The 24369-nt window shown below is 66.8% G+C and carries 27 protein-coding genes; 9 read left to right on the forward strand and 18 right to left on the reverse strand.

The genetic code is table 11. The features are described 5' to 3' along the window. Window positions 1–405 precede the first annotated feature (405 nt). Window positions 406–2034 (reverse strand): FAD-dependent monooxygenase, encoded by a 1629-nt coding sequence (locus ABZU76_RS20830; protein WP_354871868.1) that lies wholly within the window; start codon window positions 2032–2034, stop codon window positions 406–408. 117 nt (window positions 2035–2151) lie between these two features. Next, window positions 2152–2910, reverse strand: a complete 759-nt coding sequence (locus ABZU76_RS20835) for a DeoR/GlpR family DNA-binding transcription regulator (RefSeq protein ID WP_354871870.1) — start codon at window positions 2908–2910, stop codon at window positions 2152–2154. Window positions 2911–3017: 107 nt separating this feature from the next. Here ABZU76_RS20835 and ABZU76_RS20840 point away from each other — a divergent pair, with 107 nt between their 5' ends. From ABZU76_RS20840 to ABZU76_RS20855, 4 genes are all read left to right on the forward strand, one after another. Beyond that, window positions 3018–3680 (forward strand): TetR/AcrR family transcriptional regulator C-terminal domain-containing protein, encoded by a 663-nt coding sequence (locus ABZU76_RS20840; protein ID WP_354871873.1) that lies wholly within the window; start codon window positions 3018–3020, stop codon window positions 3678–3680. Window positions 3681–3692: 12 nt separating this feature from the next. Further along, window positions 3693–4802 carry an NAD(P)/FAD-dependent oxidoreductase gene (locus tag ABZU76_RS20845; RefSeq protein WP_354871876.1) on the forward strand — a complete coding sequence of 370 codons (1110 nt, stop codon included), beginning with the start codon at window positions 3693–3695 and terminating at the stop codon, window positions 4800–4802. A gap of 70 nt (window positions 4803–4872) precedes the next feature. Beyond that, window positions 4873–6066 (forward strand): MFS transporter, encoded by a 1194-nt coding sequence (locus tag ABZU76_RS20850; RefSeq protein ID WP_354871878.1) that lies wholly within the window; start codon window positions 4873–4875, stop codon window positions 6064–6066. Window positions 6067–6172: 106 nt separating this feature from the next. Next, window positions 6173–6433: a PLD nuclease N-terminal domain-containing protein gene (locus ABZU76_RS20855; protein ID WP_354871881.1), complete on the forward strand. Its 261-nt coding sequence runs from the start codon at window positions 6173–6175 to the stop codon at window positions 6431–6433. Between the two features lie 54 nt (window positions 6434–6487). On the opposite strand, the gene ABZU76_RS20860 is transcribed toward ABZU76_RS20855, so the two are convergent. Then, complete coding sequence (locus tag ABZU76_RS20860; protein ID WP_354871883.1) at window positions 6488–7006, reverse strand: lytic polysaccharide monooxygenase auxiliary activity family 9 protein; 519 nt, start codon at window positions 7004–7006, stop codon at window positions 6488–6490. A 262-nt stretch (window positions 7007–7268) separates the two neighbouring features. On the opposite strand from ABZU76_RS20860, the gene ABZU76_RS20865 reads away from it, so the two are divergent. Further along, complete coding sequence (locus ABZU76_RS20865) at window positions 7269–8630, forward strand: NAD-dependent succinate-semialdehyde dehydrogenase (protein ID WP_354871886.1); 1362 nt, start codon at window positions 7269–7271, stop codon at window positions 8628–8630. A 17-nt stretch (window positions 8631–8647) separates the two neighbouring features. Here the strand turns inward: ABZU76_RS20865 and ABZU76_RS20870 are convergent, their stop codons facing one another. From ABZU76_RS20870 to ABZU76_RS20910, 9 genes are all read right to left on the reverse strand, one after another. Next, entirely contained in the window at window positions 8648–9892 is a 1245-nt protein-coding gene (locus tag ABZU76_RS20870) for a tyrosine-type recombinase/integrase (protein ID WP_354871888.1), read from the reverse strand. A 162-nt stretch (window positions 9893–10054) separates the two neighbouring features. Next, a complete protein-coding gene (locus ABZU76_RS20875) occupies window positions 10055–10267 on the reverse strand; it encodes a helix-turn-helix domain-containing protein (RefSeq protein ID WP_354871891.1) in 213 nt (70 codons plus the stop codon). Between the two features lie 14 nt (window positions 10268–10281). Further along, window positions 10282–11877 (reverse strand): replication initiator, encoded by a 1596-nt coding sequence (locus tag ABZU76_RS20880; RefSeq protein ID WP_354872169.1) that lies wholly within the window; start codon window positions 11875–11877, stop codon window positions 10282–10284. Next, a complete protein-coding gene (locus tag ABZU76_RS20885; protein WP_354871894.1) occupies window positions 11877–12263 on the reverse strand; it encodes a hypothetical protein in 387 nt (128 codons plus the stop codon). The genes ABZU76_RS20880 and ABZU76_RS20885 overlap by 1 nt, the downstream gene beginning before the upstream one ends. After that, window positions 12260–13825 (reverse strand): FtsK/SpoIIIE domain-containing protein, encoded by a 1566-nt coding sequence (locus ABZU76_RS20890; protein WP_354871897.1) that lies wholly within the window; start codon window positions 13823–13825, stop codon window positions 12260–12262. The genes ABZU76_RS20885 and ABZU76_RS20890 overlap by 4 nt, the downstream gene beginning before the upstream one ends. 332 nt (window positions 13826–14157) lie before the next feature. Next, entirely contained in the window at window positions 14158–14406 is a 249-nt protein-coding gene (locus ABZU76_RS20895; protein WP_354871900.1) for an AMED_5909 family protein, read from the reverse strand. After that, window positions 14390–14686, reverse strand: a complete 297-nt coding sequence (locus ABZU76_RS20900) for a hypothetical protein (RefSeq protein ID WP_354871902.1) — start codon at window positions 14684–14686, stop codon at window positions 14390–14392. Before ABZU76_RS20900 ends, ABZU76_RS20895 begins: the two co-directional genes overlap by 17 nt. Continuing rightward, window positions 14683–15141 carry a hypothetical protein gene (locus tag ABZU76_RS20905; protein ID WP_354871905.1) on the reverse strand — a complete coding sequence of 153 codons (459 nt, stop codon included), beginning with the start codon at window positions 15139–15141 and terminating at the stop codon, window positions 14683–14685. The genes ABZU76_RS20900 and ABZU76_RS20905 overlap by 4 nt, the downstream gene beginning before the upstream one ends. Before the next feature lie 36 nt (window positions 15142–15177). Then, the gene (locus ABZU76_RS20910) at window positions 15178–15450 is read right to left on the reverse strand and encodes a hypothetical protein (RefSeq protein ID WP_354871908.1); all 273 of its coding nucleotides are present in this window, start codon (window positions 15448–15450) and stop codon (window positions 15178–15180) included. A 171-nt stretch (window positions 15451–15621) separates the two neighbouring features. On the opposite strand from ABZU76_RS20910, the gene ABZU76_RS20915 reads away from it, so the two are divergent. Beyond that, window positions 15622–15954, forward strand: a complete 333-nt coding sequence (locus ABZU76_RS20915) for a hypothetical protein (RefSeq protein ID WP_354871911.1) — start codon at window positions 15622–15624, stop codon at window positions 15952–15954. Window positions 15955–16111: 157 nt separating this feature from the next. Here the strand turns inward: ABZU76_RS20915 and ABZU76_RS20920 are convergent, their stop codons facing one another. From ABZU76_RS20920 to ABZU76_RS20935, 4 genes are all read right to left on the reverse strand, one after another. After that, a complete protein-coding gene (locus tag ABZU76_RS20920; RefSeq protein ID WP_354871914.1) occupies window positions 16112–16672 on the reverse strand; it encodes a flavoprotein in 561 nt (186 codons plus the stop codon). A 4-nt stretch (window positions 16673–16676) separates the two neighbouring features. After that, entirely contained in the window at window positions 16677–17915 is a 1239-nt protein-coding gene (locus tag ABZU76_RS20925) for a helix-turn-helix domain-containing protein (protein ID WP_354871916.1), read from the reverse strand. A 46-nt stretch (window positions 17916–17961) separates the two neighbouring features. Continuing rightward, window positions 17962–19413: a hypothetical protein gene (locus ABZU76_RS20930; RefSeq protein ID WP_354871919.1), complete on the reverse strand. Its 1452-nt coding sequence runs from the start codon at window positions 19411–19413 to the stop codon at window positions 17962–17964. Between the two features lie 852 nt (window positions 19414–20265). Continuing rightward, window positions 20266–20730, reverse strand: a complete 465-nt coding sequence (locus ABZU76_RS20935; protein WP_354871922.1) for a S1 RNA-binding domain-containing protein — start codon at window positions 20728–20730, stop codon at window positions 20266–20268. A 180-nt stretch (window positions 20731–20910) separates the two neighbouring features. Here ABZU76_RS20935 and ABZU76_RS20940 point away from each other — a divergent pair, with 180 nt between their 5' ends. Beyond that, window positions 20911–21066: a hypothetical protein gene (locus ABZU76_RS20940; protein ID WP_354871925.1), complete on the forward strand. Its 156-nt coding sequence runs from the start codon at window positions 20911–20913 to the stop codon at window positions 21064–21066. 174 nt (window positions 21067–21240) lie between these two features. Continuing rightward, window positions 21241–22017 carry a rhomboid family intramembrane serine protease gene (locus tag ABZU76_RS20945; protein ID WP_354871928.1) on the forward strand — a complete coding sequence of 259 codons (777 nt, stop codon included), beginning with the start codon at window positions 21241–21243 and terminating at the stop codon, window positions 22015–22017. A gap of 6 nt (window positions 22018–22023) precedes the next feature. On the opposite strand, the gene ABZU76_RS20950 is transcribed toward ABZU76_RS20945, so the two are convergent. Together ABZU76_RS20950 and ABZU76_RS20955 are read right to left on the reverse strand one after the other, a co-directional pair. Next, window positions 22024–22248: a hypothetical protein gene (locus ABZU76_RS20950; RefSeq protein WP_354871931.1), complete on the reverse strand. Its 225-nt coding sequence runs from the start codon at window positions 22246–22248 to the stop codon at window positions 22024–22026. A gap of 225 nt (window positions 22249–22473) precedes the next feature. After that, window positions 22474–23646: an epoxide hydrolase family protein gene (locus ABZU76_RS20955; protein ID WP_354871934.1), complete on the reverse strand. Its 1173-nt coding sequence runs from the start codon at window positions 23644–23646 to the stop codon at window positions 22474–22476. Between the two features lie 82 nt (window positions 23647–23728). On the opposite strand from ABZU76_RS20955, the gene ABZU76_RS20960 reads away from it, so the two are divergent. Next, window positions 23729–24304 carry a CGNR zinc finger domain-containing protein gene (locus ABZU76_RS20960; protein ID WP_354871937.1) on the forward strand — a complete coding sequence of 192 codons (576 nt, stop codon included), beginning with the start codon at window positions 23729–23731 and terminating at the stop codon, window positions 24302–24304. The last annotated feature ends 65 nt before the right edge of the window (window positions 24305–24369 follow it).

A 24369-nucleotide genomic window follows, 5' to 3' on the forward strand; every position in this document is an offset into this window, starting at 1 on the left:
CAGAGGGGAAATGAGCGCCGGCAAACCTTCGCCAGGCGTTGCGCCAGGTGACTCCGATTGGCGAAGGTCGCTCAGGCGCCACGCCGCTCGGGACCATCGACGCGCGCCGGGCCCGCGTCGCAGCCGGCAGCGGGAGGGCGCGCCGCGCGTGGTCCAGACCGCAGCCGGCAGGTGGCTCACCTTGCTGCCGAAGGCCGGTGACCGCGGGTGGCAAGCGCTCTCCTTCGGGGGTGAGTGAGGGTGGTTGTTTGTGTGGCCCCCTGGGCGCGGAAGGGGGACTACCAGGGGGCCTGGCCCGCCGCCCGGTCGGGGGAATGTCGAGGCTGAGCGGGTTGTCGGTGACACTAGCGGTAGAAGTCGATCTAGGATCAGTCCACGAAACGGTGAATCGATCATGGTGAACACTTACTCTTGGTGATCATGTGTGGTGAGGCGGTTTCGGCCTGTTTCGGGCGCGTTCCCGGGCTTCGCGGAACGCCGCTGCGAGGGCTTCGCGGACTGTGGTCGGACCACTTGGTGGGCCGAACGTGGTGGGCCGAACCATGTCGTGAGGGCTTCGCGGAGGCCGGCCGGATCGGCGGCCGAGTCGAGCGGCGCGGCCCATGCGATGTGCGCGTCCGGGCGGAGGAGGAGGGCGTCGGCCGGGCGGAGGTGGGTCTTGGCGGTGTGGAGGCCGACGCGGGGAGCCCAGGGTTCGGCGACCGCGCGGAGTTCCGGGCGGCCGGCGAGGTCGACGAACACCGGCCGGCCCGGGCGTACCAGCGAGACGAGAGACGACGGGCCGTCGTCGGTGGTCAGGGGGAAGTCGCGGGCGAAGGTGCCGGCCAGAGGGTGGTCCGAACCGGGGGCCGGGTAGCGCAGGTCGGTGCCGCCGATGGTGGCGGCGAGGCGGCGCAACGGTTGTTCTTCGGTGAGGAGCTCCTGGAACAGCGCGCGAAGCGCGTCGGCGGCGGGGTCGTGGCCGCGGCGCAGGGCGGCCTGCGCGCTGGTCTGCAGGAGGGCGCGGGAGCCGGCGTGGTGGCGTTCGGCGTGGTAGCTGTCGAGCAGGCCGGGCGGCGCCCAACCCTGCACGGCCGCGGCGAGCTTCCACGCCAGGTTGACCGAGTCGAGCATGCCGAGGTTGAGCGACGCCCCCGAGGAAGCCAGCAGGTGCGCCGCGTCGCCGGCCACGAAGACGCGCCCAACCCGGTACCGGGGGACCTGCCGGCCCTGCCACTGGTAGCGCGACAGGCGCCGCACCTCGCCAAGCGGCAGCGAACCGCCGAGCACGCGGCGGATGCTGGCCTGGAACTCGGCCTCGGTCATCGGGCTGAGGTCGTCGTACTCGGTCGCTTCCTCCTCGACGGTGTTGATCAGCAGAACCTCCGGCCCGATCGTGCCGAACGCGAAGACCCCGCCGTCAGTCCGCGTGAAACCCTGGCGCAGCAACCCCAGTCCGGGTACGTCCAGGTCACCGTTCTCCAGTCGTCTCACCGCGTCCGGCACCGTCGCCTCGACGAGCCGGTTCACCTCCGGGTACGTCGTGCCCGGGAACGGCAGGCCCAGCAACTCGCGGACCCGGCTGCGGCCGCCGTCGCATCCGACGACGTAGCGAGCAGTGAGCTGGTACGGCCCGTCGGGACCACGCACGTCCACTGCCACCGCGGCGTCTTCACGAAGGCCGACAACCTCGTGCCCCTCCCGCAGCTGCACCCCGAGCTCCGCCGCGTACTCGGCGAGCGTGCGTTCGAGCACCGGCTGCGGGATGCTCAGCGCGTAGTACACCGGCTCGGCCAGGTGCGAGAGGTCCAGCTGCGTCCCGCCGAACGGCAACGACGGCGCCGCGTGCACCGGGGAAGCGGCAGCTTCGAGCCGCTCCAGCACCCCGCGGTAGCGCAGCAGTTCCACGATCTGGCCGCCGAGACCGTTGGCCCGCGGCACTTCCCGGCGTCGCGGCTGCCGTTCCAGTACCAGCGGCCGGACCCCGGCCAGGCGCAGCTCGGCGGCCAGGACCAGGCCGGCCGCACCGGCGCCCACGATGATCACGTCGTGCACTTCGTACCCCCATTTCGCTGACGGCCGCCGATTCTGCGGCACGACGGGGGTCTTGCGGCAAGCCCCGGGGTGCGCTATAGCTTGAGAGTGGGAGACGTCCAGTGTGGACGGATCCCCTCACGCCACCCGGACCTCGACGCCGGCTTGGCGAAACCGTTCCAGCGCCTCCGAAGGCGCCTCGGCGTCCGTGACCAGCACGTCCACGTCCTCCATACCGCACACGGTCGCCAGCGCGGTGCGCGAGAACTTGGCACTCTCGGCAACTAGCACCGTGCGCCGCGAAGACCGCTTCGCGGCGCGCTTCACGGCGGCGTCCTGCAGGTCGTGGGCGGTCACGCCGTCGTCGGGCGACAGGCCGCAGCACGTGAGCACGAAGGTGTCGAACCGCAGCGCCGCGAGCGCGGCCTCGGTGATCGGCCCGACCATCGAGCCCTCGCCGAAGCGCGTGGTTCCGCCGGGCAGCAGCAGGTTCACCGACGAGCTGGCGGCCAGGACCGTCGCGCTCGGCAGGGCGAGCGGCATCACCGTCAAGCGCCGGCCGGCAAGCGCGCGGGCGACCGCGAGCCCGCTCGTGCCGCTGTCGACGACCACGGCCTCGCCGTCGCGCACCAGCCCGCCCACCACCGCCGCGATCCGGTCCTTCGCCGCCGCGGACTCCACCTCGCGCAGCGCGAACGGCAGCTCCTCGCCGCGCATCAGCAGGCTCACCGCGCCACCCCGCACGCGGCGCAGCGTGCCTTGCTCGGCCAGTGAGTCGAGGTCGCGCCGGATGGTCACCTCCGACGTGTCCAGCTCGCCGGCCAGCTCACCGACGTCGACGCGGCCGTCGCGCCGGAGCCGCTCGAGGATGCGTTCGTGCCGGGGGTTGCCTCGCATGACTGCCGAACTTACCTCCCTTTCGTTCGAAAGGCCTGGGCGTCTGCGACGACGAACATGTTCGTTACGACCTTGTTCGGAACGAACATGTTCGTTATCATGAAATCATGACCGCACCACGCAGCCGCCGGGAACGTCCGGCGAAGCCGGCTCTCACCCGGGCCGGAATCATCACCGCCGCGCTCGCGATCCTGCGCGCCGAAGGCCTGTCCCGGCTGACGATGCGCCGGCTGGCGCAGGAGCTCGACACCGGTGCGGCGTCGCTGTACGTCTACGTCCGCAACACCGTCGAGCTCCACGCCGCGGTGCTCGACGAGCTGCTCGGTGAGGTCGAGCCGGCTCCGTCGGCCGGGACGTGGGCGGAGCGGCTCGAAGCTGTGCTGGGCTCGTACACGGCGGTGTTGTTCCGCTATCCCGGGCTGGCGCAGTCGGCGCTCGTGGCCCGCCCGCGCGGGGACAACTACCTGCGGCTGGTGGACACGGTGCTCGCGTTGCTCGGCGAGGGCGGGGTGCCGAGCGCGCAGGCGGCGTGGGGTGTCGACCTGCTGCTCCAGCTCGCCACGGCGACGGCGGCCGAACACGCCGACGAGCGCCCCGAAGACCGCGAGGAATGGCGGGCACTGGCGGCCGTCATCCACGACGCGTCACCCGAGAAGTACCCGCACCTGGCCGCCGCCGGGTCCGACTTGCTGTCCGGCGAGCCCGGGCAGCGGCTGTCCTGGGCGTTCCGCGCGCTGATCGCAGGAATCGCCGCCACCCCACGAACCTGAAGGAGAAAGACCATGAAGATCACCGTCATCGGAGCCGGCCTCGGCGGGCTGACGCTCGCGTCCGTGCTCCACCGCAACGGCATCGAGGCCACGGTTTTGGATCTCGACGCGTCGGCATCGGCCCGCACGCAGGGCGGGATGCTCGACATCCACGAGGAAACGGGCCAGGCCGCGTTACGTGCGGCCGGCCTGTACGAGGAGTTCCTGCCGCTGATCCACCGCGGTGGGGAGGCCATGCGCGTGCTGGACCGGCACGCGGTGGTGCGAATGTCCGAAGAGGACGATGGCCAGGGGACCCGGCCGGAGGTCGAACGCGGTGCTTTGCGCGACCTGCTGCTCTCGTCGCTGCCGGAGGGCACCGTCCGCTGGGGCGCCAAGGTGGTTTCGGCCCGTCCGCTGGACGATGGCCGGCACGAGGTCACCCTGGCCGACGGTTCGACGCTGGAGACCGACGTGCTCGTCGGGGCCGACGGAGCCTGGTCGCGGATCCGGCCGCTCGTCTCGGCCGAGGTGCCCGCGTACACCGGGATTTCCTTTGTGGAACTGGATCTGCTGGACGTCGCCGCGAAGCACCCGGAGAGCGCGGCGCACGTCGGCGGGGGAATGTTCATGGCACTCGGACTGGGCAACGGGATTCTGGCGCACCGCGAGCCGGACGGCAGCGTGCACGTCTACGTCGCTCTCCAGGTGCCTGAGGGCTGGGTTTCCTCACTCGACTTGTCGGACGCGGCTGCGAAGCTGTCGCAAGAATTCGCCGACTGGGCCCCGGTACTGAAGGCGCTGATCGAGTCGGCCGACGGTGAGCCGGTGCCGCGGCCGATCCACGCGCTGCCGGTGGGCCACGAGTGGGCGCGCGTGCCCGGCGTGACGCTGGTGGGCGACGCGGCGCACGTGATGTCGCCGTTCGCCGGCGAGGGCGCGAACCTGGCGATGATCGACGGTGCGGAGCTGGCGTTGGCCCTGGTCGAGTTCGACGGGAACGTCGAGGCGGCCCTGGCGCAATACGAGAAGGCGCTGTTCCCGCGCAGCGAGGAAGCCGCGCGGGGTTCGGCGGAGAACCTCGTGACGTCGTTTGCCGAGGACGCGCCCGACGGCGTGCTTGCGGTGTTCGAAGGGCACTGAAATTCCGTCGACCGCGGCCGTGAAGATCGTTACCCTCAGGGGCTCGTCCGACCCGGGGGGATGATCTGGCGTGCGGAGCCGTGGTGGGGCGGTGCTGCTGGCGGCCCTGGTGGTCGACTCGGTGGGCAACGGGTTGTTCCAGCCGCTGTCGGTGTTGTTCTTCGCGAAGCTGACCACGGTGCCGTTGGCGCTGATCGGCGTGCTGCTCAGCGCGGCGAACGCGCTGACGCTGCCGGTGCCCCTGATCGCCGGGCGGCTGGCCGACCGGATGGGTCCGTGGGTGCTGGTGGTCGCCGCGCAGGGTGCGCAAGGCATCGGGTTTCTGCTGTTCACACGCGTTACCGGGCCCGTCGGCATCTTCCTCAGTGCCGCGTTCGTGGCGATCGGGGTGCGGTTCTTCTGGTCGTCGGTGTTCACCGCGGTGGCGGATTTCGTCGACGGCAGCGAGAAACCACGGAGCAAGGACTCCTGGTTCGCGTGGATGAACGTGACCCGCACGGCCGGGCTGGCCATCGGCGGCCTGATCACCGGCGTCGTGGTCACGATCGGCACCCCGGAGGCGTATCGCGCGATCGCGTACGGCTCAGCGGCCTGTTTTCTCTGCGCGGGCGCGGCGATCGCGGTGCGCGTGCGGGCGCCGCGGCGCGCGGAGGGTGACGCCGGCGGGTACCGGGGGATGCTGCGGGCGCGGCCATTCCTGGCGTTCACCGGGCTGAACGCGGTGTTCGCGTTGACCAGCATGATGCTGGCGCTGGGGTTGCCGGTGTTCGTGACCGTGGGGCTGCACGGTCCGCCGTGGCTCGCACCCGCGATGCTGGTGGGGAACACCGTGCTGCTCACGGTCCTCACCGCGCCGGCGGTGCGGCTGGTGTCGCCGCTGCGCAGGACGCGCGTGCTGATGGCCTCGGCGATGCTGTGGGCGGCGTGGTGCCTGGCGTTCGCGCTGCTGGTGCCGGGGCAGCTCGGGTGGGTCGTGCCGGTGCTGCTGGGCGCGACGTTCCTGTTCACCGCGGCCGAGACCGTGCACGGTCCGGTGTCGCAGTCACTGGCCACGGAGTTGTCGCCGCCCGGCGCGCGAGGGCGTTACCTGGCGGTGTTCCAGTACTCGTTCACGGTCGCGAGCCTGGTGGCGCCGGCGTTTTTCACCACGTTGTTCGAGGTCGGGTACTGGCTGCCGTGGCTGGTCTTGGGCGTGGTGAACGTGTTCGCGGCGGTGGCCATGCGGTTGCTGGAGCGCGTGATCCCCGTCGCCGCTACTACTTAAGGATTACGCGGGACGAGCCGTCGAGCCGATTCGGGCGGGCGACGGGCGCTCTCATACTGGACCCATCGCGTCCGATGTGGACCGACGAGAACCAGGGAGAGGACCGATGACCATCCCCACCGCGCTGGCCGCCGCAGCCCAGGACGGCCCTCACGCCGCGAACATCGCCGTCGGAGTCGGGATCATCGCGTTGATCCTGATCCCGGTAGTGTTCTTCCTCGCCGCGCTCGTCAGCGTGCTCGGGAGCCCGCTGAGCGGCGGGATGAAGCTGGTGTGGGTCGTGTTCGCGTTCTGCGCGCCGTTCCTCGGACCGCTGCTGTGGTTCCTGGTCGGGCGGCGCAGCGCGGAGGCCGGGGCGTATCGCTGAGTCCCTTGTAGACGGCAGCGGCGGACGGGTTTCCAAGCCCGTCCGCCGCTTTCGTCAGCTCACCTGCAGGTCGACGCAGGAGTAGAACGCGTTCACCGTGTCGGCGATGTTCCAGATGGCCAGCACGGTCTGGCGGCCTGTGCGGTCGCCCAGGTTCACCGAGTGCGACACGGTGGCCGGCGGCACCTGGTTGTTGCCGCTGAAGCTCGCGATGCGCGTGTTGCCGATGTAGTACTCGTATGTGCTGGTCTTGTGCCGGGCCGTGAACGTCCAGTTGAACGTGACCGTGCGGCCGGTCGCGGTGGCGCGCCAGGGCTTGCTGTTGTCGTTGAGTTCGGCGAAGCGCGCGACGCCGCCGTTGCAGGTGCGCTGGCCCTTCGGGCCTTCCACGCTCTGCGGTTCCCACTTGATGTCGCCGCAGGACACGATGTTCTGCGCGCATTGCGCCTGCCGGCTCGCGGGCGCGTTGACGTAGCCGTGGGCGCTGGCCGTGCCCACAGGGCCGACCAGCACGATCACGGGCGCGATCGCCGCACCGGCGAGGGCGGCCACGAGCTTGCGGTTCGTTTTCATACCGGGCTCCTTCGACAGCGGTGCCCGCTCCCACGGATGGCCTTTGAGGGCGCGATCGAGCCGCCGCGTGGGAGGTGCGCGGGCGGGGAAAGGGGGAGAATGTGGTCTAGACCATACTGGGAACCGGGCGTTTCGGTCAAGAGGTAGCAAACCTCTGGGGTAGTCGGACGACCTTCGCCGGGCTGGTGCATACTGTATGCAATTTGGTAGCCTGAGTGCGTCCGACCGCTTCGTTCCGTCGAACACGGAGGCTCTCGCCGCGATGTACACCGTCACCGACCCGGCCACGGGTGAACTGATCGAGCAGATCGAGAACTCCACCGACCAGGAGGTGCGCGACGCGATCGCCCGCGTCCACCGCGGCTACCTGTCCTGGCGGGAACGCCCGGTCGCCGAACGCGCCGAGATCGTCGCGCGCGCGGGTGAGCTGTTCGCCGAACGGTCCGACGAGCTCGCCGCCATCATGACCCTCGAGATGGGCAAGCGCGTCAACGAGGGCCGCGGCGAGGTCGGCATCGTCGTGGACATCTTCTCCTACTACGCCGAACACGGCCCGTCCCTCATCGCCGACGAGCCGTTGAAAATTCAAGGCGGCGACGCTGTCATCCGGAAAGAGCCGATCGGCGCCCTGCTCGGCGTGATGCCGTGGAACTTCCCCATGTACCAGGTCGCGCGCTTCGTCGCACCGAACCTGGTGCTGGGCAATACGATTCTGCTCAAGCACGCGTCCATCTGCCCGCGCTCGGCCGTCGCGATCGAGCAGGTCCTGCGCGACGCCGGTGTGCCGGAGGACGCGTACGTCAACGTTTTCGCCTCGTCGCGCCAGGTCCCGTCGATCCTCGCGGACCCGCGCATCGTCGGGGTTTCCCTGACGGGCAGCGAACAGGCCGGCATCTCGGTGGCGGCCGAGGCGGGGCGGAACCTCAAGCGCTGCGTCCTCGAACTGGGCGGCTCGGACCCACTGATCGTCCTCGACACGGACGACCTGGACGAGACGGTGAACGCCGTGGCCACGGCCCGCATGCGCAACTGCGGCCAGTCTTGCAACGCGCCCAAGCGGATCATCGTGGTGGGGGAGCTGTACGACTCGTTCGTGGAGAAGCTGACCGCGCGGGTGGCTGCTTTCTACCTGCCGGGCGACCCTTCCGACCCGTCGACGAAGCTGCCGCCCCTGGCCTCGGTCTCCGCCGCCGACGAGGTTTTCGAACAGGTCTCGACCGCCATCGCCCAGGGCGCCGTGCTGCGCACCGGCGGCCACCGCGTCGACGGCCCGGGCGCCTACCTGGAGGCCACCGTCCTGACCGACGTGACCCCCAACATGGACGCCTACCGCGACGAAATCTTCGGCCCGGTCTTCTTGCTGTTCCCCGCCTCCTCCGACGACGAGGCCATCTCCATCGCCAACGACTCCCCCTTCGGCCTCGGCGCCAGCGTCTTCGGCACCGACCCGGCCCGCATGCGCACCGTGGCGAACCGGATCGAGTCGGGGATGGTGTATTTCAACAAGTCGGGTGGCTCGCAGGCGGACCTGCCCTTCGGCGGGATCAAGCGCTCGGGGATGGGCCGGGAGCTGGGTCCGCTGGGGATCGAGGAGTTCATGAACAAGAAATCTATACGCCTCTGACCTGCTGTTTTGCTTTGTCAGGCGCCCTCGGGCCGTCGCTGGGCCGTCACGGATCCGGTGGCGGCCCGACGCGGGGCGAACACCTTGTCGGCGGCGGCCCGAGCGCGCTTGTGGCTCGACGGCACGAGGTGGGTGTAGATGCGGAGGGTGTAGCCGGGATCGTGGTGGCCGAGGTATTCCGCAACTTCCTTGATCGACACGCCCTGTGCGAGCAACGTCGAGGCGAAGAAGTGGCGCATCGCGTGCATTCCGTCGCGTCGGTCCACGTAGTCCAGCCCGGCCGCAGAGAACGCGGACTTCCACTCGGTCTTGGTGAAGTTCGAGCCCTTGATGATGTGCCATACCGGCTTGCTCCGGTACTGGCGTGAACGCCGAAGAACCCGACTGATCAGCAGCCGCACCGTCTCAGGACGGCCGCCGGGTTCGAGCCAGGGGAGCGTGAGCTGGACCGGCTCGCACATCGCCATGTGGCCGTCGATGCTGTCGAGTACGCCCGCCCCGAGCGGGACCACCCGCGTCTTGCCGCCCTTGGGTGGGGAGAACACCGGCACGCCGCCGATCCACCGGATCTGCCGCTGAACGTTGACGATCATCTCGTCACGGTCGACGTCGTCCGGGCTGAAACCGAAGATCTCCATCTGCCGCAGCCCGAGGCCGGCGCCTAACGGAACCACCACGGTGTACTCCGGCGGCAAGGCGAGTTGAACCGCGTGCACACGTGACTCAGACCAGGGAATCACCTTGCGCTGTACCGGCTTCGGCCGCTTGATGCTCTTGGCACGGCAAGGGTTCGCCCGGATTTTTTTGTCGTCGGCCGCAGCCTGGAGGATCGCCGAGACCGTGTCGAAGAGGATCGCGCGGTAGGACGCCATGAGGCCCCGGCCGCCCTCCTTCTTCGGTCGCTCCAGCCAGTCGAGCCAATCGCGGATCGTGTCGGTCTTCTCGACCAACTTCAGCGGCTTGTCGCCGAGGAACGGGAAGATCCCGGTCTTCAGGTGGCTGTTGACCGTCTGGCGGGTACCGGCGTCGGCAGACTGTCCCTTCTGCCATTGCGCGGTGTACTCGCGGAACTTCTCGTCGCCGGACTCCGGTGTGATGTACTCACCGGTCAGCACGTCGTGCTGCATCTTGGTCAGGAAAGCGCGAGCCCGCGTCAACTCCTTGTCCGGAAAGGACTTGGAGCGTTCGTTGTCCTCCGCGTCGAAGTACCGAACCTTGTAGCGATCTCCTTTGCCGAAACGTTCAGTCTTCTCACGGACCACGTGCCCTCTGGCGTTCAAGACCGGATTGCCGTTCTCGTCCGTCTTCGGCCGCCACCAGCGGTCCTGTACGTGACCTTTCATGCCACCTCCTCAGTTGTTGGTGAACACGGCCCTCCCCACGCCTCACGGTCGAGACGCGGGGAGGGCCATCGCAGTCGGCGGTTACGCGGCTTCTGTTGTTTCGTGCCGGGTTTCGAGCCATCGACGCACCGTCTCCGGGCTGTACCGAACGTGCTTCCCGATCTTCATCCAGGACGGGCCGTAGCCCTTGAAACGCCAGTCCCGCAACGTCTTCGGTGGAATTGCGAGGAAGGTGGCCAATTCGTCCGGCGACCACAGACCTTCCACACTCACCACCGTGACTTGTGCGCTCATAGAACCTCCCTTCGTCAGGCCGCTTGCAGAGTTGCCGAAGTTTCGGGCGGTCCCTGAGCGGCAAGTAGCGCCCGGTCGTATTCGGCCTTCCACGTGATGCGTTCGGCGATCCCGCGCATCACGAGGTGCTGTCGGGGCGGCACTTGTGGGTCTGCGGAGTCGACCTTGCGCCAGACGAGCCGGCCTGGATCAGGTTGGGGTTTCTCGATTCCGACCGCGGCGAGGGCCTGCATCACGAACGCCTTGCGGTCGGCTTTGTGGTCCATCAGGGTCTTCCCGGACCACTTGCGCGATACGAGCACCCGCCGGCCCGGCAGCCCGAGCGTGGTTCGCCGGTGCGCGCGTCCCTTGCAGTGCCCGGGGGTGAGCTTTCCGCTAGCGCCCTTGGGTTGGATCCCGTAGAGCAGCCAGACCGAGCACCGCGGCGAGCACGGAGTGACGGCCAGCTCGGCGTGCAGCCGGTCGTGGTGATCGGCCAGTGCCGCCGTGTCGGCCTCGACCACTTCCCCTGTGGATTTGGTCAGGTACTTCGTGAGGTAGCCGATGTGGCGGCCTGCCTCGTCGGTGCCGCCAAGGATGCCCTTGGAGTGCACCTGCCGGCCAAAGGTCACCACATGCGCCGGTGTCTCGACCTGGTCGACCGCGTCGTCCCAGCTCGTCAATGGTTCCTGGGTCCCTGGGTCGACAAATCCACGTTCCGGGCCGTCCCAGAGAGGGAGCCGGTCGGTGTAGACGATCTCGTCATGGTTGGGCCACCACACCTGGTGGTAGGTGGCTTCGGTGACCTGCCTGATTACTTCGTGCGGCACTGACCCGCGGATAGCGGTGTGCAGGTGAGGAGCGGTCCGCTTCTGCGGCTCCACCGTGGCGAAGTACTGCACATCCCAGCCGACGACCCGCCGCAGGTTTTGCCACCACCGATCCACCAGAGCGGAGAAGTGCACCGCGTCGCGAGCCGCCCGCCGATAGTCGTAGGTGGCCGGGTTGACCGGGGCTCCGTCGCCACGGACGGGCCCGTAGGTGTCGCAGGTCAGAGTGACGAACATCGACGGTCGGAATCGGCCCGCGTATTCGCGTCCCACAGTGGTTTTGGTGACCTTGCGACGCGGCAGGTTGGGTGAGTCCTGCCGCCTCTTCGTGGAGCGTTTTAGGGGCCGTTTCGTGGGCGCGTCGATCGACGGGAGACGCCCACGGACGCCGAGTTGCCGAAGTTCTTCGTCGACGCCGCGGATCTCGTCCCGCAGTTCCTCCGCCTCGACCTCGTCGCGCTCGACGACCTCGCGATACGAGGCCACAAGATCAGCTCGATAGGTGAACAGCTCCGTCTGATCTTCGGTCGGTTTGTCAGGGGCGAGGGCGGGTTCCTCGGTCATGTGCCAGCCTTCGCGGCACTGGACCTGACGCAACGCCTTGGCCTTGCGAGCGCATGGCAGGCACACGGATTCCACAGTGGACCCGCAGGGCACCGGGACGTACCGGAGTTCGCCGGTGTCGGGGTCGCCGACCTCCATCGTGAACGGCCGCACGCACACCCCATGCTTTTCTGCGGTGGCGCGGATGACGTCCTCGGCCAGGGGAGCGCGCATCCGCTCCGCTCGTGTCTCGCTCATCAGGCAGCCACCTCCCCAGGTGCCGCCCAGCCCCGCAGCAGATAGACCGGCATCGATTGCTTCGCGCCGGCCGGAAGATCTGGGAACAACTCCGCGCCGAACGGGACGCCGCCGTAGACCCGCACCGGGATTCCGCACGGGGTGCGACCGATGATGGACAGATGTACCAAGTCGCCGTGCGGCATTCGCCACAGCGTCGCGGTCACGTCGTCGAGGGTGTTCGCCCAGACCAACAGAGCCCCGGCGACCTCGACTAAACCGTCCACGTCGAGCTGCACCGTGATCGGCCGGGACCACGCGGTGACATCCAGCGACGCGACCGGCGGTAGCTGGTGCAGGTCCAGGTGGTCCCGGATCGCGTCGAGGAAGGTCATCAGCTGGTTCATACCGTCGCCCCCTGCACCCGGGTGCGCAGATCAGCGCGGCCGCCGTTGGTGACGTACTGCTCCAGAGCCTTCACTGTCTCGTCCGACACCCAGCCCGCCCGCACACGCAGCGGTTCGCGGATGCCCTCGCCCCACACGTAGCCGACGCCGGCCTCCGAGTCGCCGATGCGGTTCGCCCAGGCACCTCGCTCGAAGGCGCCGTCGCCGAGGACCATCCCGACGTGCGTCTTCGAGGTGACGCGCAGGCAGACGCGGCGCGTGAACAGCTCTCGCACCGGGACCGTGTCCTTGGTGGGCTCCTGCACGTAACCGCGGACCGAGATCCCCAACGCCCGACCCTGCGTGGTCAGCAGCGCGACGCGTTCCACGATCGCGTCCCGAGTCTTGCGATCGGTGTACTTGGTGAGCGCGCCGATCTCGTCGAACTCCAGTAGCTCCAACGGGTACTGCGTCGACACCGGGATTGTCCGCACCCGTCCGGCGAACGCATGCTTCCTGTGCTCCATCTCACCGACGAGCGCGTCCAGGACCTCCAGCGCGTCCTTACCGGACACTGCGTAGCGGGCGAAGATCCCGCGCCCGTAGGCGAGTTCCATCCCCTTCGGATCGATCCCGGACATCCGGACCACGCCCGACCGGATCGCCGACGCGGCCGAGACCAACGGGCACCACATCACCGAGTTCTTGCCCGCACCCGACGCACCAGCGGTGAGAATGTGCGCACCTGCACCAAGCAGCGGAACCTGCCACGGCTTGCCGTACTCCGTGCGTCCGGCCCACACCTTCCGCAGATCAACGCCCGTTCGCTCGACCGACGCCACATCCGGAACAGGCAGTGACTGCACGACCGAGCCGAGCAGGTCACGACGCTGGTAGTCAATGGAGACGATGTTCGGTTCCAGCTCCCGCACCTGACACCGCGAGACCTTCCGCGCCACCGCCAACGCCCGCGCGGCCTCGTCGAAGTCCTCTGGCTTCTGGCCAGCCACCAACTCCACCCGCACTTCGTCCCATGACGGACCCGAGCGCACCTTCAGCACCTTGGGGACCTGCACCCCGGCGCGATCGGACGTGGAGCGGGAGACCGCACGACGACGGCCGACGAGATTGACGTTCACCACCACCGGCAACGCTTCGTCCCGCACCGACAGGCCGCAGGCGTGCAGCCAGCCCGGGAGCTTGCGGGCGTAGACGAACCAGCGTGCCCACCACGAGCGCAGGAATCGCCAGCACCGCTGATCGAACGAGACCACGTCCACGAGCCGCCACGCGGCGAGCACGACACCGATTCCGCTGAGCGTGGCCGCCAGCGAGATCCAGCCCAGAAGCTCGCACCAGACGAGCAGCCCGATCACGGTAAGGCTCGTCCGCCAGCGCTTGACGACCTGAGCCACCAACCAGAACACGCCCTTGCACAGCCACCACAGGGCGACGAACACGATTGCGGCCGCTGCCAACGCTTCCGCCACTGAGGCGAGCGCACGGCCGATCTTGTGCAGGACCCAGACCACGAGGCCGAGGCCGGCAAGGGAAACCACGAGGAACCCGGCAGACACATGCATCACCGGTCACCCCGCTTGACCGACAGGTCCAGTGGCAGGACGCCCAAGCACGCCGCGCACTTGGTCTCGTCGGGCAGGAGCTTCGCGAATCGCTTACAGGAACTGCAGCGCGTCCGGGTGACCCCCGTTGACACGCGTCGCTTGTCATCGTTTAGCGTTGTCATTGTTCACTTCCGCTGGTTGTGGACAGCGCAGGAGCGGCAAGGTTGGTAGCCAGGTTCCGCTTCTGCGCCTTACGGATCGCAGCACCCGAATCAGGACGTGTTTCATCGCCACACGTCCGAGCGCGCGTTTTTTCGTTCTTTATTGATTTTTTGGTCGTCTACATGCGACTAGTTGTGCTTCGACTTCTCCGCTTGCAGCCGCGTCGACACCTCACCGGCCTTCTTGGTCTCGTAGCCGGCCCAATACAAGGCTTCGTGGTGGTGCCACCGATCCACGTCCGCGACGGCCTGATACATCCGCGCGTTCGACTGGTGGAAAGCCAGCCACGCCGACAGGTTCGCGTCCGGTGCTGGTCGACGACCACTCGCCGCGTCATGCGCCGCCCGCAACGTCTGAGGCTCAGTCCTGGTATTCATCGTTTGCCCTCAGTTCCGTCGCGCGAGCATCGAGCAGCGCCGCCATCTCGTCCGCGTTGTCCCGTAGCTGCCGCAACAGCTCCGCGCATCGATGCCACGCGCTGAAGTCATCGGGCGGGCTCAACGTGAGCACGCACCGCGCACCCGACAGCACCAGCAGCGGCGGGCGGGCCGGGTCGGAACTGCTCTCCTGCACCGTCAACTCCGCATCCGGCCCCACGACCCATTTCAGGCTCAACCCCTCGCCTCGTGCCGATCCCACCGTGTCCACCAGTCTCACGCGGCCTTCGGTGACTCGGCCGCCGAGCTGGATCGCGCGGTCTTCGTGCCCGAACCATTTGCCACCGCGCGGAAGCCCGTCGCGCGGAAGACGTAGGACTGGTACTTGAATTCGCCCTGTCCAGCGACCTTCGGCTCCGCAGTCAGGCCTTCCAACTCGATCGGCCGCATGCCGGGCAGCACCTCGCTCGTCGTCGGCACCGGCTGGACGTCCGCGAGAAGAGTGATCTCGAACGACGCCCGCTTCGCGCGGGTTTCCGCCGGGTCGGTGACCATGGCCTTCCACTGCCGCTTGCCCGTCACCTCGTCGATCCGCTGACGCGTCGGCCGTCCCGCGGCCCGATCCTCACGCGACTGGTACTCGTTGTCCGGCGACACCTCGCCCACCATCACCAGGCCCTGCGTGAACGCCTCGTCGAAGCCGATGCCGAACCGGTATCCCTTGTCGATAGCCATGCTGATTTCCTTTCTGCTCTGTGTTTTCGGGCGCGCTCAGTCGCGCTCTTCTGCCCACTGGTCGCCGAGAGGGGAGGCGTACGTGCGGGTCCGGTTCTGCGTCTCACACCAGTCGCCGAACTCGTTGGCGGCTTCGGCAAGGCTCCGCGCGAACCGAGCGGTGTCCAACAGCCCACCGATCCGCGCCGGTACCTGGATCGTGATCGCGCTTTCGTCGCTCCCGGCCACCAGCTGGCGAACCCCCGGTGAAGGCGACACGACGGCCGCGCCGTATCCGACGAGGGGCTGAATCACCACGTGAATGCCCATGTGCTCTCCCGATGTCTCGGCTTCCGCACACCCGATTTGGCGCGCTGAGACCAGGAGACACCCGGGTGCGGACGATCACCCGGACAAACTGTCCGGGTAGGTTTGAGCAGGGCTTAGACCACTACGACCGAGCCTGCCTACGCCGGACCGATCGGGATGAGGTGAATGCTGGTGGGCTACAAAGATGCAGTCTGGAAGCTGTTCGACGGCGACGACGTCGTCGGTACACTCACTGTTACTGGAAGCGACTTTCCCTGGCTCAATGCCACGTTCGATCCCACCGAAGCCTTCGACAAGTGGCGTCCGCTCTTTGAGCACGAGCTGCGGCTACTCGAAACGATCGACGAGAACGTCGATGAGTGGGAGGACACCTACCGGCGCATCGCCACTGGGCTGACCTTGCATAACTCCGCCGGCGAGCCGGTCGCCGAGTTCCTCCTGCACGTCGAGAACGGTCACGCGAGGTGGCGCTGGAGCGACGAACCGTTCGACTTAGACGAGTAGCTTGCTCAGCCCCGACCGGCACCCCGACAAGCAGCGGCTCCAGGGCCAACGTTCGCCGGCATCTGAGGCCAGGTCGCTTGACGGCCCACGCGGCACAGCGCGACGGCATCAGCGCGATCGTCAGCGCTGATTCCCACTCCGAGTAGGTGCGACAGTCCTAGCGCCCGGCTGGCACAGCCATTTCGATCGCGTCGAGCATCGATGACCAGGGCAGTTCCCGCCCTGGAGCACTGCGCGGCTCATGCAGCGGCCACACGTCATCGCCGTAGAGCAGGTGCACGCCGACGCGGCGAAGGTTCTCGATGTGCACGTCCCAGAACGGCTGACGCGCGTGCGCGGCGTTGACCCGCGGGAACACCACCACGGGCAGATTGCGGGTGCCCATGGCCTCGTTGACCTGCGTCAACGCCTGGTTGTCTGCGATCCCGAGCGAGAGCTTCGCGACCATGTTTGCCGAGGCCGGCGCCACCAGGTAGCAGTCCGGCGCTGGGTGGGGGCTCGTCTGCGACGGAGAACGCGGCTCGACCCGCACCGGATAGCCCGTGGCCGCTTCAATCTCGGCCAGCGCGCCAGACTCCGCCAGCCACCCGCCGGCCGTTGGCGTGAGGGTGACCGCGACCGTCCACCCCGCGGCTTGAGCAGGACGGATCAGCTTCGGAAGAAGGTCTTCCACTCCACCAGCACCCGAGCCGACCAGCCCGAGAACGCGCGACGTCATCCGCCTACCTCACCGCGCCGCAGCGCTCAGCCAGCGCGAGTAGCGCCGAGGATTTCTTACCTGCCGATGCCGGAGCGCGCCGGTACATCGACCGCACGACCTCTCGCACCATCGTGTTGTGCCGGACGATCGTCGGGGCTTTCGTCTCGGCTTCGAGCAGCACTTGCAGCGCGTCGTCATCCTTGGCGACCAAGCTCAGCGCCCGCGCGAAGTCGATCAGGTGCGTCACCTGCCGCTCAACCGGCAGGTGGTCGACGTTGATCCGGGGCGCGGACTCGATCACCTGGCTCACGTCGCCGAGGTCCAGAGCAGCGGACAGTCGGTGCAACTCGACGTTGGCCGGCCCGAACCCGGTCTGCCAGTAGTTCGCGTCCACGCCGAGCTGGTCTGCGGCCCGACCGGCGTGACCGAGGAGATCATTCGCCGTCGACCGGTCTTGGTGGCGAGCCGCCGCCACAGCGGTGCGCAGGTAGAGCATCCCGTAGAGACTCAGCGCGCCCGGATCACCTTCCGCCATCCTGGGCAGCAGCCACTTAGCTGCGACGTCCCCCAGCTCAAGCGCATCGTCGAACCGGCCCACGGCCAGCAGCGCGTGCGTTCCTGAGCGCGCAGCCGACGCCAGCACCAGCGGATCATCCGCGTCGTCCGCGGCTTGCATCGCCCTTTCGGCCGCAATCCACGCAAGGTCGGCTTCACCGATCTTGCTCAGCGTGGTCGCCGCCAGGTGATGCACCCGAGCCGAGACAGCAGCGCACGCCCGCTTGTACGCCGCGTCATCCGCGGAAGCGGCCTCCATCGCCTGACTCGTCTTGATCAGCCCAGGCAGGGCCGCGACGACCCGGCCCAGCTCGCCCTTTTGGTAGCTCGACCAGGCACCTTCCACCAGCTGCGCAACCGGCGCTGGGTCGATATACTCGGGCGACATCGCCGAGGAGAAGAGCGTCCGCGACAACCGACGGGGTGCCATGAGCGCGTCCCGGATGGCCGGCACATCGTCGTTCTTCTCCTGGTCCTCCATTAGGACCGGTTCGCCAAGCAGGTCACCGAGCGTGACCCTAAGCGCTTGCGCGACCTCCGCCAGCACATCCAACCTGCGGATATCCCGCTCACCGCGCTCGATCTTGCTTAACCAGTCCTCGGAGCGGCCCACCAGGTCAGCAAGCACCGCCTGCGACAGCCCACGCCTCCGCCGGTAGAAGGCAAGACGCTCCCCGATGCTGAGCTGGTCCCCTGCTCCGCGCATGGCTCTAGGCTAACAGCCGGCCAGTGATACCACACGGCTATGCCGCTCAGGGCGTGAATGCTTTTCCTTGCGTAATCTGCAACCCTGCTCGATAGAGCATGGGAACTTTATAGTTGGTGCCAACCGGCTCAAGGAAGCCTACCGTGGTCAGGAATTCGACACTCGAGTTGTAATTTTCGCCCAATAGTTCGGTTAATGTGCCTCGATTGTGTTCCGCTTTGCCATTTCGAAATTTCTCAATGAGGTGGGCATGCTCTCCCGCTTCAGCGAGAAGGGTGTCGATAACGCGTTCTTCACTTAGTCTTTCGAGGCCGCGTTTTAGCGCGTCCGGGCTGATTAGTGGTGTTCCGGGCACATACTCGCGCTGCTCCCTCTCCTCTTCTCGGAGCTGTTCTTCGACTGTCTTGAGCACGAGATCGATGAGGTTCCTTGGTGGGCGCACCCGGTTTCCATCCGCGATCCGACTCAGCATCCAGTTCCAGGTAGTGGGCTTGGCGTCGCCCTGATCAACCTGCTTGGGAAAAACAGCATAAAAAATCGAATTTGCTGACGTGTCGTCCAATTGAAGCGAGCGCACGAAACTTTCATTCTCAAGGAACCGCTTGTGCAGTAGATCAAACAGGTCAAGATCGTACCAAATTATCTCGACCTTGCGTGCATTGACGTGCGTCAAATTGACGAAACCGCCGGAAGTTATTCTTCGAAACAAGTCACGTCTAACAAACAGTTTGAGCTTGACTCGGCTAAATTCCTGCATGTCAAGATATGCTCGGAACAGGGCGCGAAGTACGGGCTTTTCAAAGTCGGGTCGCCCTTGGAACGCCTCGTCCAATCGGTCGACCGTGAGCCATATGGTGACATCCATGTCAGCGAGAATTCGATCAAGCAGGCGAAGGTAGTGATCATGCTCCACTTCGTCCGAGTCATGACGTGTCGGATCGAACACCAACGCAACCTTTGCGGATATCTCAGCCGGCCCAGCTTTGCCCGTACCGCTGACTTCGGCGCTATTGACAGACAATTTCAGCTTAGAAAGAATTTTCGAAAAGACGCCGCCTGGGGTGTCGTCCTTGGTACGCACTCGAAGCTCATTGAGAAGTTCGTCGAGTTTCCTCATCGTGTCCGTGTAGTCGCCGTCAGCGAATTCCAGTATCCAGTTTCCGGCCAGCGCCAAGAAGTATGTTTTCCAGATATTAATATAGCTCTGCTCGGAAAGTACCTCGCCCTCGGCAAGACGTTGAAAAACTGGTGTTCCGAGCGTATTGAAGGCTGACACGACTTCGATGAGATTCATCTCCGGGATCTGACTATACCTTTTGCCCAGGATAGTGTATAGGGCACTCTTGCCAGTGCCCTTGTCTCCGGCGATTACATCGTGCTTGTCACGAACAACGCTTCGGAAGGGCTCCGTCTCGACGAAGTAACGTTCAAGCATCTTGTCCTGCTCTGCCACCGAGGAGCCAAGGTCCAACTCTCGGAGTATTTCGCGAACAAGCATGGCCAATTCCCTTGGTGTGTTTGTGGTAGCGAACAGGGAGATCGTCAGTGCAGTGCAACTTGTTACATTTCGTTGCCATAGAGTCGCACATTCCTGCGCGGGTCTACGTGGCGCGTTCTGCCGAACTTGGCTCTATGGGATCAAGGCGCCGCCGCCGGCGGCGCGTGGTCGCCACGCGTTCGGCGGGCTCGCCCCAGTGCGGCACGGACGGCCTGCCGCTCCGCTTCGGCCGCCGGCCGCGGGCGGCCCGCCGGAAGGAGCGTCGCGAGGCGCGCCGCCGCCGACGGCAGGGGATCCGTAGAGGTGCATACCGGCATATACGGCCGATGCGCTCAGCGCGTTACAGGCCGGTGCACGATCGTGACCGTCCGCTTCCTCGTCGTTGATCGTTTAACACCGGCACGCCGCCATCAAGGGCGCCTCCGGCGTCGCTGCGCGATGGCCGCAAGCGTCCACCCTTGACACCGTCGAACCGGTGCTAACGGGGGCGGGGACGAGGACGACGGGGGAGGCTGGGCGCGGCCGAGAGGGCGGGCGCGCGAATCAGGGCTGGGCCGTCGTGGGGCCGTCAGACGTCAAGATCGGTCCGGACGCGACCGGACGGGATGAGACACAAAACGGCAGGTCAGAGGTGGTTTACTAGGGATCGCCCCGAGGCGGACTAGACCCCCCGGATAGTTCATGAACAAGAAATCCATCCGGCTGTGAGCTGCCGGGTGGTGATTCGTGGCCTGGTCAGGCCGTCGCGTATTCGTCCGGGGCGGCCTGACGGGGGGCGTGAACCGCTCGAGCTGCCTGCGGTGCCCACGCTTTCGGGGGCGCAGCGCGTCACGGGAGAGTGCACGGAGTTCATCACTGGTCGGGTGAGCTCTGTCGTCGGGAGAGAGTGAGCCTGCGTCCCCCTTTGTCGATCTTGGTGACGACGACCGTGATTTCGTCACCAACCTGAACGACCTCTGCCGGGGTTTCCACGGGCGTCCAAGCAAGCTCTCGCAGAGGGACCAGCCCCTCGATTCCGTGGGCGACTTCGACGAAGGCGCCGAACGGGGCCAGCTTGGTGATGCGTCCGTGCAGTTTGTGCCCTACCGGGTCGCCTTCGGCGAACGCCTGGAAGGGATCCGGCTGCAACGCTTTCAAGGACAGTCTGGCCTCCAGGTTCCGCGTGTCGAGCTGGAGGAACTCACCTGAGACGCGCTGTCCGACTTGCACGACTTCGGTGGCGGCTTCGAAACGCCCCCAGGACAGCTCGGCGAAGGAGACGAAGCCGACTCCGGCGAAGACCGGGTGAACGGGACCCTCATCCAGCGCCACGAACACGCCGAAACGTTCGATACCTGACGTGCGTCATCTGGCCTAGGAAACTCGAGGTCTCAGCGGCCCAGGTCGATGCCTCGTGAACCGACGGGCTGCTGACAGATCACCGACGTGGTAGCGCTACCTGCACTTGATGTTGGGCGTCGTAATGAACGCCGTGCCCGACGTTCAGGAACCCGAGCCGTGCTGCGAGCCGGAGGCTGGGCGAGACAAGCCCTCCGCGGCGCGGCCGCATTCCCGGTCGACCCGGCCGACGCCATCCAGACCATGCGCGTCATCGAAGCCGCCCGCCTGGCCGCCCAGCCCCACCGAATCGTCCGCCTGGCCCCGGACGCCTGACCGGCGTCCACAACGGACACCATTTTTGTGACTATGACTTCACTGATAATTGAAACCAACCCCCACGCCGTGCGGAGATCACCTTTACGTTGCAGTGACTGAACAACCAGCCCGGGCGGCTATCCTGAGGCTCGTGCGCCAGGTCGGCGCCGGGGGTGGGTTGTGGAGGTCGGCATGAGCAAGAGCGGAAGACAGCCGGAGGCCGCCGATCCCATGATCATGATCGCCGAGGCGCGGCGCGCGTTGTGGGTGATGGTCGGCTTCCTGGCCCTCATCTGGATCATCCAGATCTTCAACGCCGTCGACAGTTACCAGCTCAGCCAGCACTACGGCATCCGCGCCCGCGACGTCACCTCGCTCCCGGACATCATCAGTGCCCCGTTCCTGCACTTCAGCTGGGCGCATATCGAGGGCAACTCCGGCCCGCTCTTCATCTTCGGCTTCCTGTCGGCCTATCGCGGCGTGCGGAAGTTCTTCTGGGTGACCACATTGATCGTCGTGGTCGCCGGACTCGGCGCCTGGCTGACCAACGAGCCGAACTCGGTCGCGGCGGGTGCAAGTGGCGTGGTGTTCGGTTACTTCGGGTATATCCTCGTGCGCGGGCTGTTCGACCGGCACCTCATCGACATTGTCCTGGGCCTGGTCATGGGCCTGTGCTTCGCCTACCAGTTCACGGTCCTGCTGCCGACCGACGGCATCGACTGGCAGGGCCACGCGTTCGGCTTCGCCGCCGGCTTGGCCGGTGGCTGGATCTTCCGGGATCGGCGCAAGCGGCAGGTCAAGGCCGCGGCTCCGACTCCGGTGATCGCCGCCGTGCCGGTGATCGAGCCGTCGACGACCACGATCGAGACCCCGGCCCCGGCCACTACCGAAATGCCCGCGCCGAGCAAGGCCCCCAAGGTTGATCCGGCCGACCGGCTGGCCCAGATCCGCAAGGAAATGGGCCAGTGACCGGCGCTACACGATGATCAGCTGATCGCGCGGCCCGGTCCGGCGCCAGGCCACGACCAGGAACGCGATCAACGGCACGAACGGCAGCGACCTGACGGCCCAGCTCAGCGCCAGCGGCGGTCCGGGCTGGTTTAGCACGGTGAGGTCGTGCAGCGTCCCGGTGCCTTGGCCCTGCGGGCCGTTGATCACGAACCCGATGCTGTGCGCGCCGGGACTGTCGAACGCCCTCACGTCCAGCCCAGGTGTCGAGCTTGCGGGGGTGCTCGGCCAGCGGGGTGACGTGCTCGTCCGGTTTGACGCCGGGACCGTTCAGCAGCAGCGATCCGGACTTGCCCGTGATCCCGCCGTCCGGTGCGAAGGTGAAGTCCAGCGAGCGCATCGCGCGGATCTGGTGTGGGTACTGGACGTCTGACAGCCGTCGATTTGACGGCTCGCCCACCTGTTCGGCGGGGTCGATCACCGATTCACGGCCAGCACAGCCGCGAGGCCCTCTTGGAGATCTTTGACGAAAAACTCGGGGACCTCCAGCGACGGGAAATGTCCCCCGCTTTCGGGCGAGCTCCATCGGACGATCTGCCGGTACCGTTCCTGTGCCCAGGGGCGCGGAGACTTCTCGGGGTCGCGGGGGTACATAGTGATTGCCGACGGGACGTCGACTCGAAGTTCGGGATCGAGCGAGTTGTGGCTTTCGTAGTAAATGCGGGCCGATGATGCGCCGGTGCGTGTCAGCCAGTATAGGGTGACGTCGTCAAGAATGCTGTCTCGAGAAATCGTCTCGAACGGGCTGTCTTCGGTGTCCGACCACTCGGCGAACTTGTCGAGGATCCAGGCGAGAAGCCCGACCGGTGAGTCGACGAGCGAGTAGCCGATGGTCTGCGGCCGGGTCGCCTGCTGCTTCGCATATGCCGCGTGGTGGTGCCAGAAATCGCGGGTTTCCTCGGCCCACTTGCGCTCGACCGTCGTCAGCCCGTTCGTTGTCAACCCGGGCGGTCCCTCCGCGAACGTTGTGTGGATGCCGAGAACGTGCGCCGGGAACCTGCCGGCGAGTACCGTGGTGATATTGCCTCCCCAGTCGCCGCCATGTGCTGCGAACTGGCTGTAGCCGAGCCTTCCCATCAGTTCTACCCATGCGGCCGCGATCTTTTCGGTTCCCCACCCGGTGGTGGCCGGCTTGTCGCTGTAACCGAAGCCTGGTAGCGACGGAACCACGACGTGGAACGCAGGTGCGTCTGCATCTTTCGGATCTGCCAGCTCGTCCACTACATCGATGAACCGAGTAATGCTGTCCGGCCAGCCGTGCGTCAAGATCAGAGGAGTGGCATCTGCGCGCGCGGATCGGCGGTGCAGGAAGTGGATTCCCAGATCGTCGATAGTCGTGCGGAACTGGCCGATCCGGTTGAGGCGCTCTTCGAACGACCGCCAGTTGTACCCGGTGCGCCAGTAGTTCACGACATCGACGAGGTCGGCCAGCGGAACGCCCTGTTCCCATCGGCGGGGGTCGGGCGCCGCGCGATAGACCGTCTCGGCCTCCGGCAGCCGCGCCGCGGCCAGCCGCGCGCGCAGATCGTCGAGGTCGGCGTCAGGTGCGTGGGCTTCAAATGCTTGCACGTCGCTGGTTGGACGGGGCATGAGACCTCCTGGCCATCGCGGAACCGGCTTAGATGGTTCTAGCACGTCGCCAGGTCGGCGTGCAACCGGCTAAGGTGGTTCCATGCGTGCTGCGTTCCCCGACTTTCGCCTCGGTACCGTGCTGGCGACCAGCTTCACGGCGACTCTGACGGAGCGTCGTGGCGACGCCGTGGAGCGCATTCCCACGCCGCACCGGCTCGTCGACTGGCTGGCGGTGAACGGCCTCGCCGTGGACTCCTGCACCACCGTCCAGCTCGACCTCGCCCGGGAACTGAGGGAGTCGATTCACGCCGCCGCGACAGCGGCCGCGATCCAGGACGCTCTCCCTGCCGCTGCTGTCCAAGTCATCAATGACCGCAGCGCTCAGGGCCGGGCCGCGGCGATCCTGACGCCCGAGGGCAAGCGGCGATGGCAGCTCAGCGCGGCTTCCTGCGTGGAAGATGCCCTCAGCGTGATCGCCGCCGACGCGATCAGCATCATCGCCGGCGAACGAGACGGAAAGCTGGCGTTGTGCGCATCGCCGACCTGCCAAGCCGCCTTCTTCGACACCAGCCAAAGCCGCACCCGCAAATGGTGCGACATGAACACGTGCGGGAATCGTGAGAAGAAGGCGCGCTTCAATGCCAGCCGGCGCAAAAATCCCAGATCAGTGGAGTGATCGTTGCCTCGGTAGACCGTTCCCCGAACGGTGCCAGGTGGGTGAATTGAGAGACTTATGTCGAG

The sequence above is a fragment of the Amycolatopsis sp. NPDC005232 genome (genome assembly GCF_040607795.1).
Lineage (GTDB): Bacteria > Actinomycetota > Actinomycetes > Mycobacteriales > Pseudonocardiaceae > Amycolatopsis.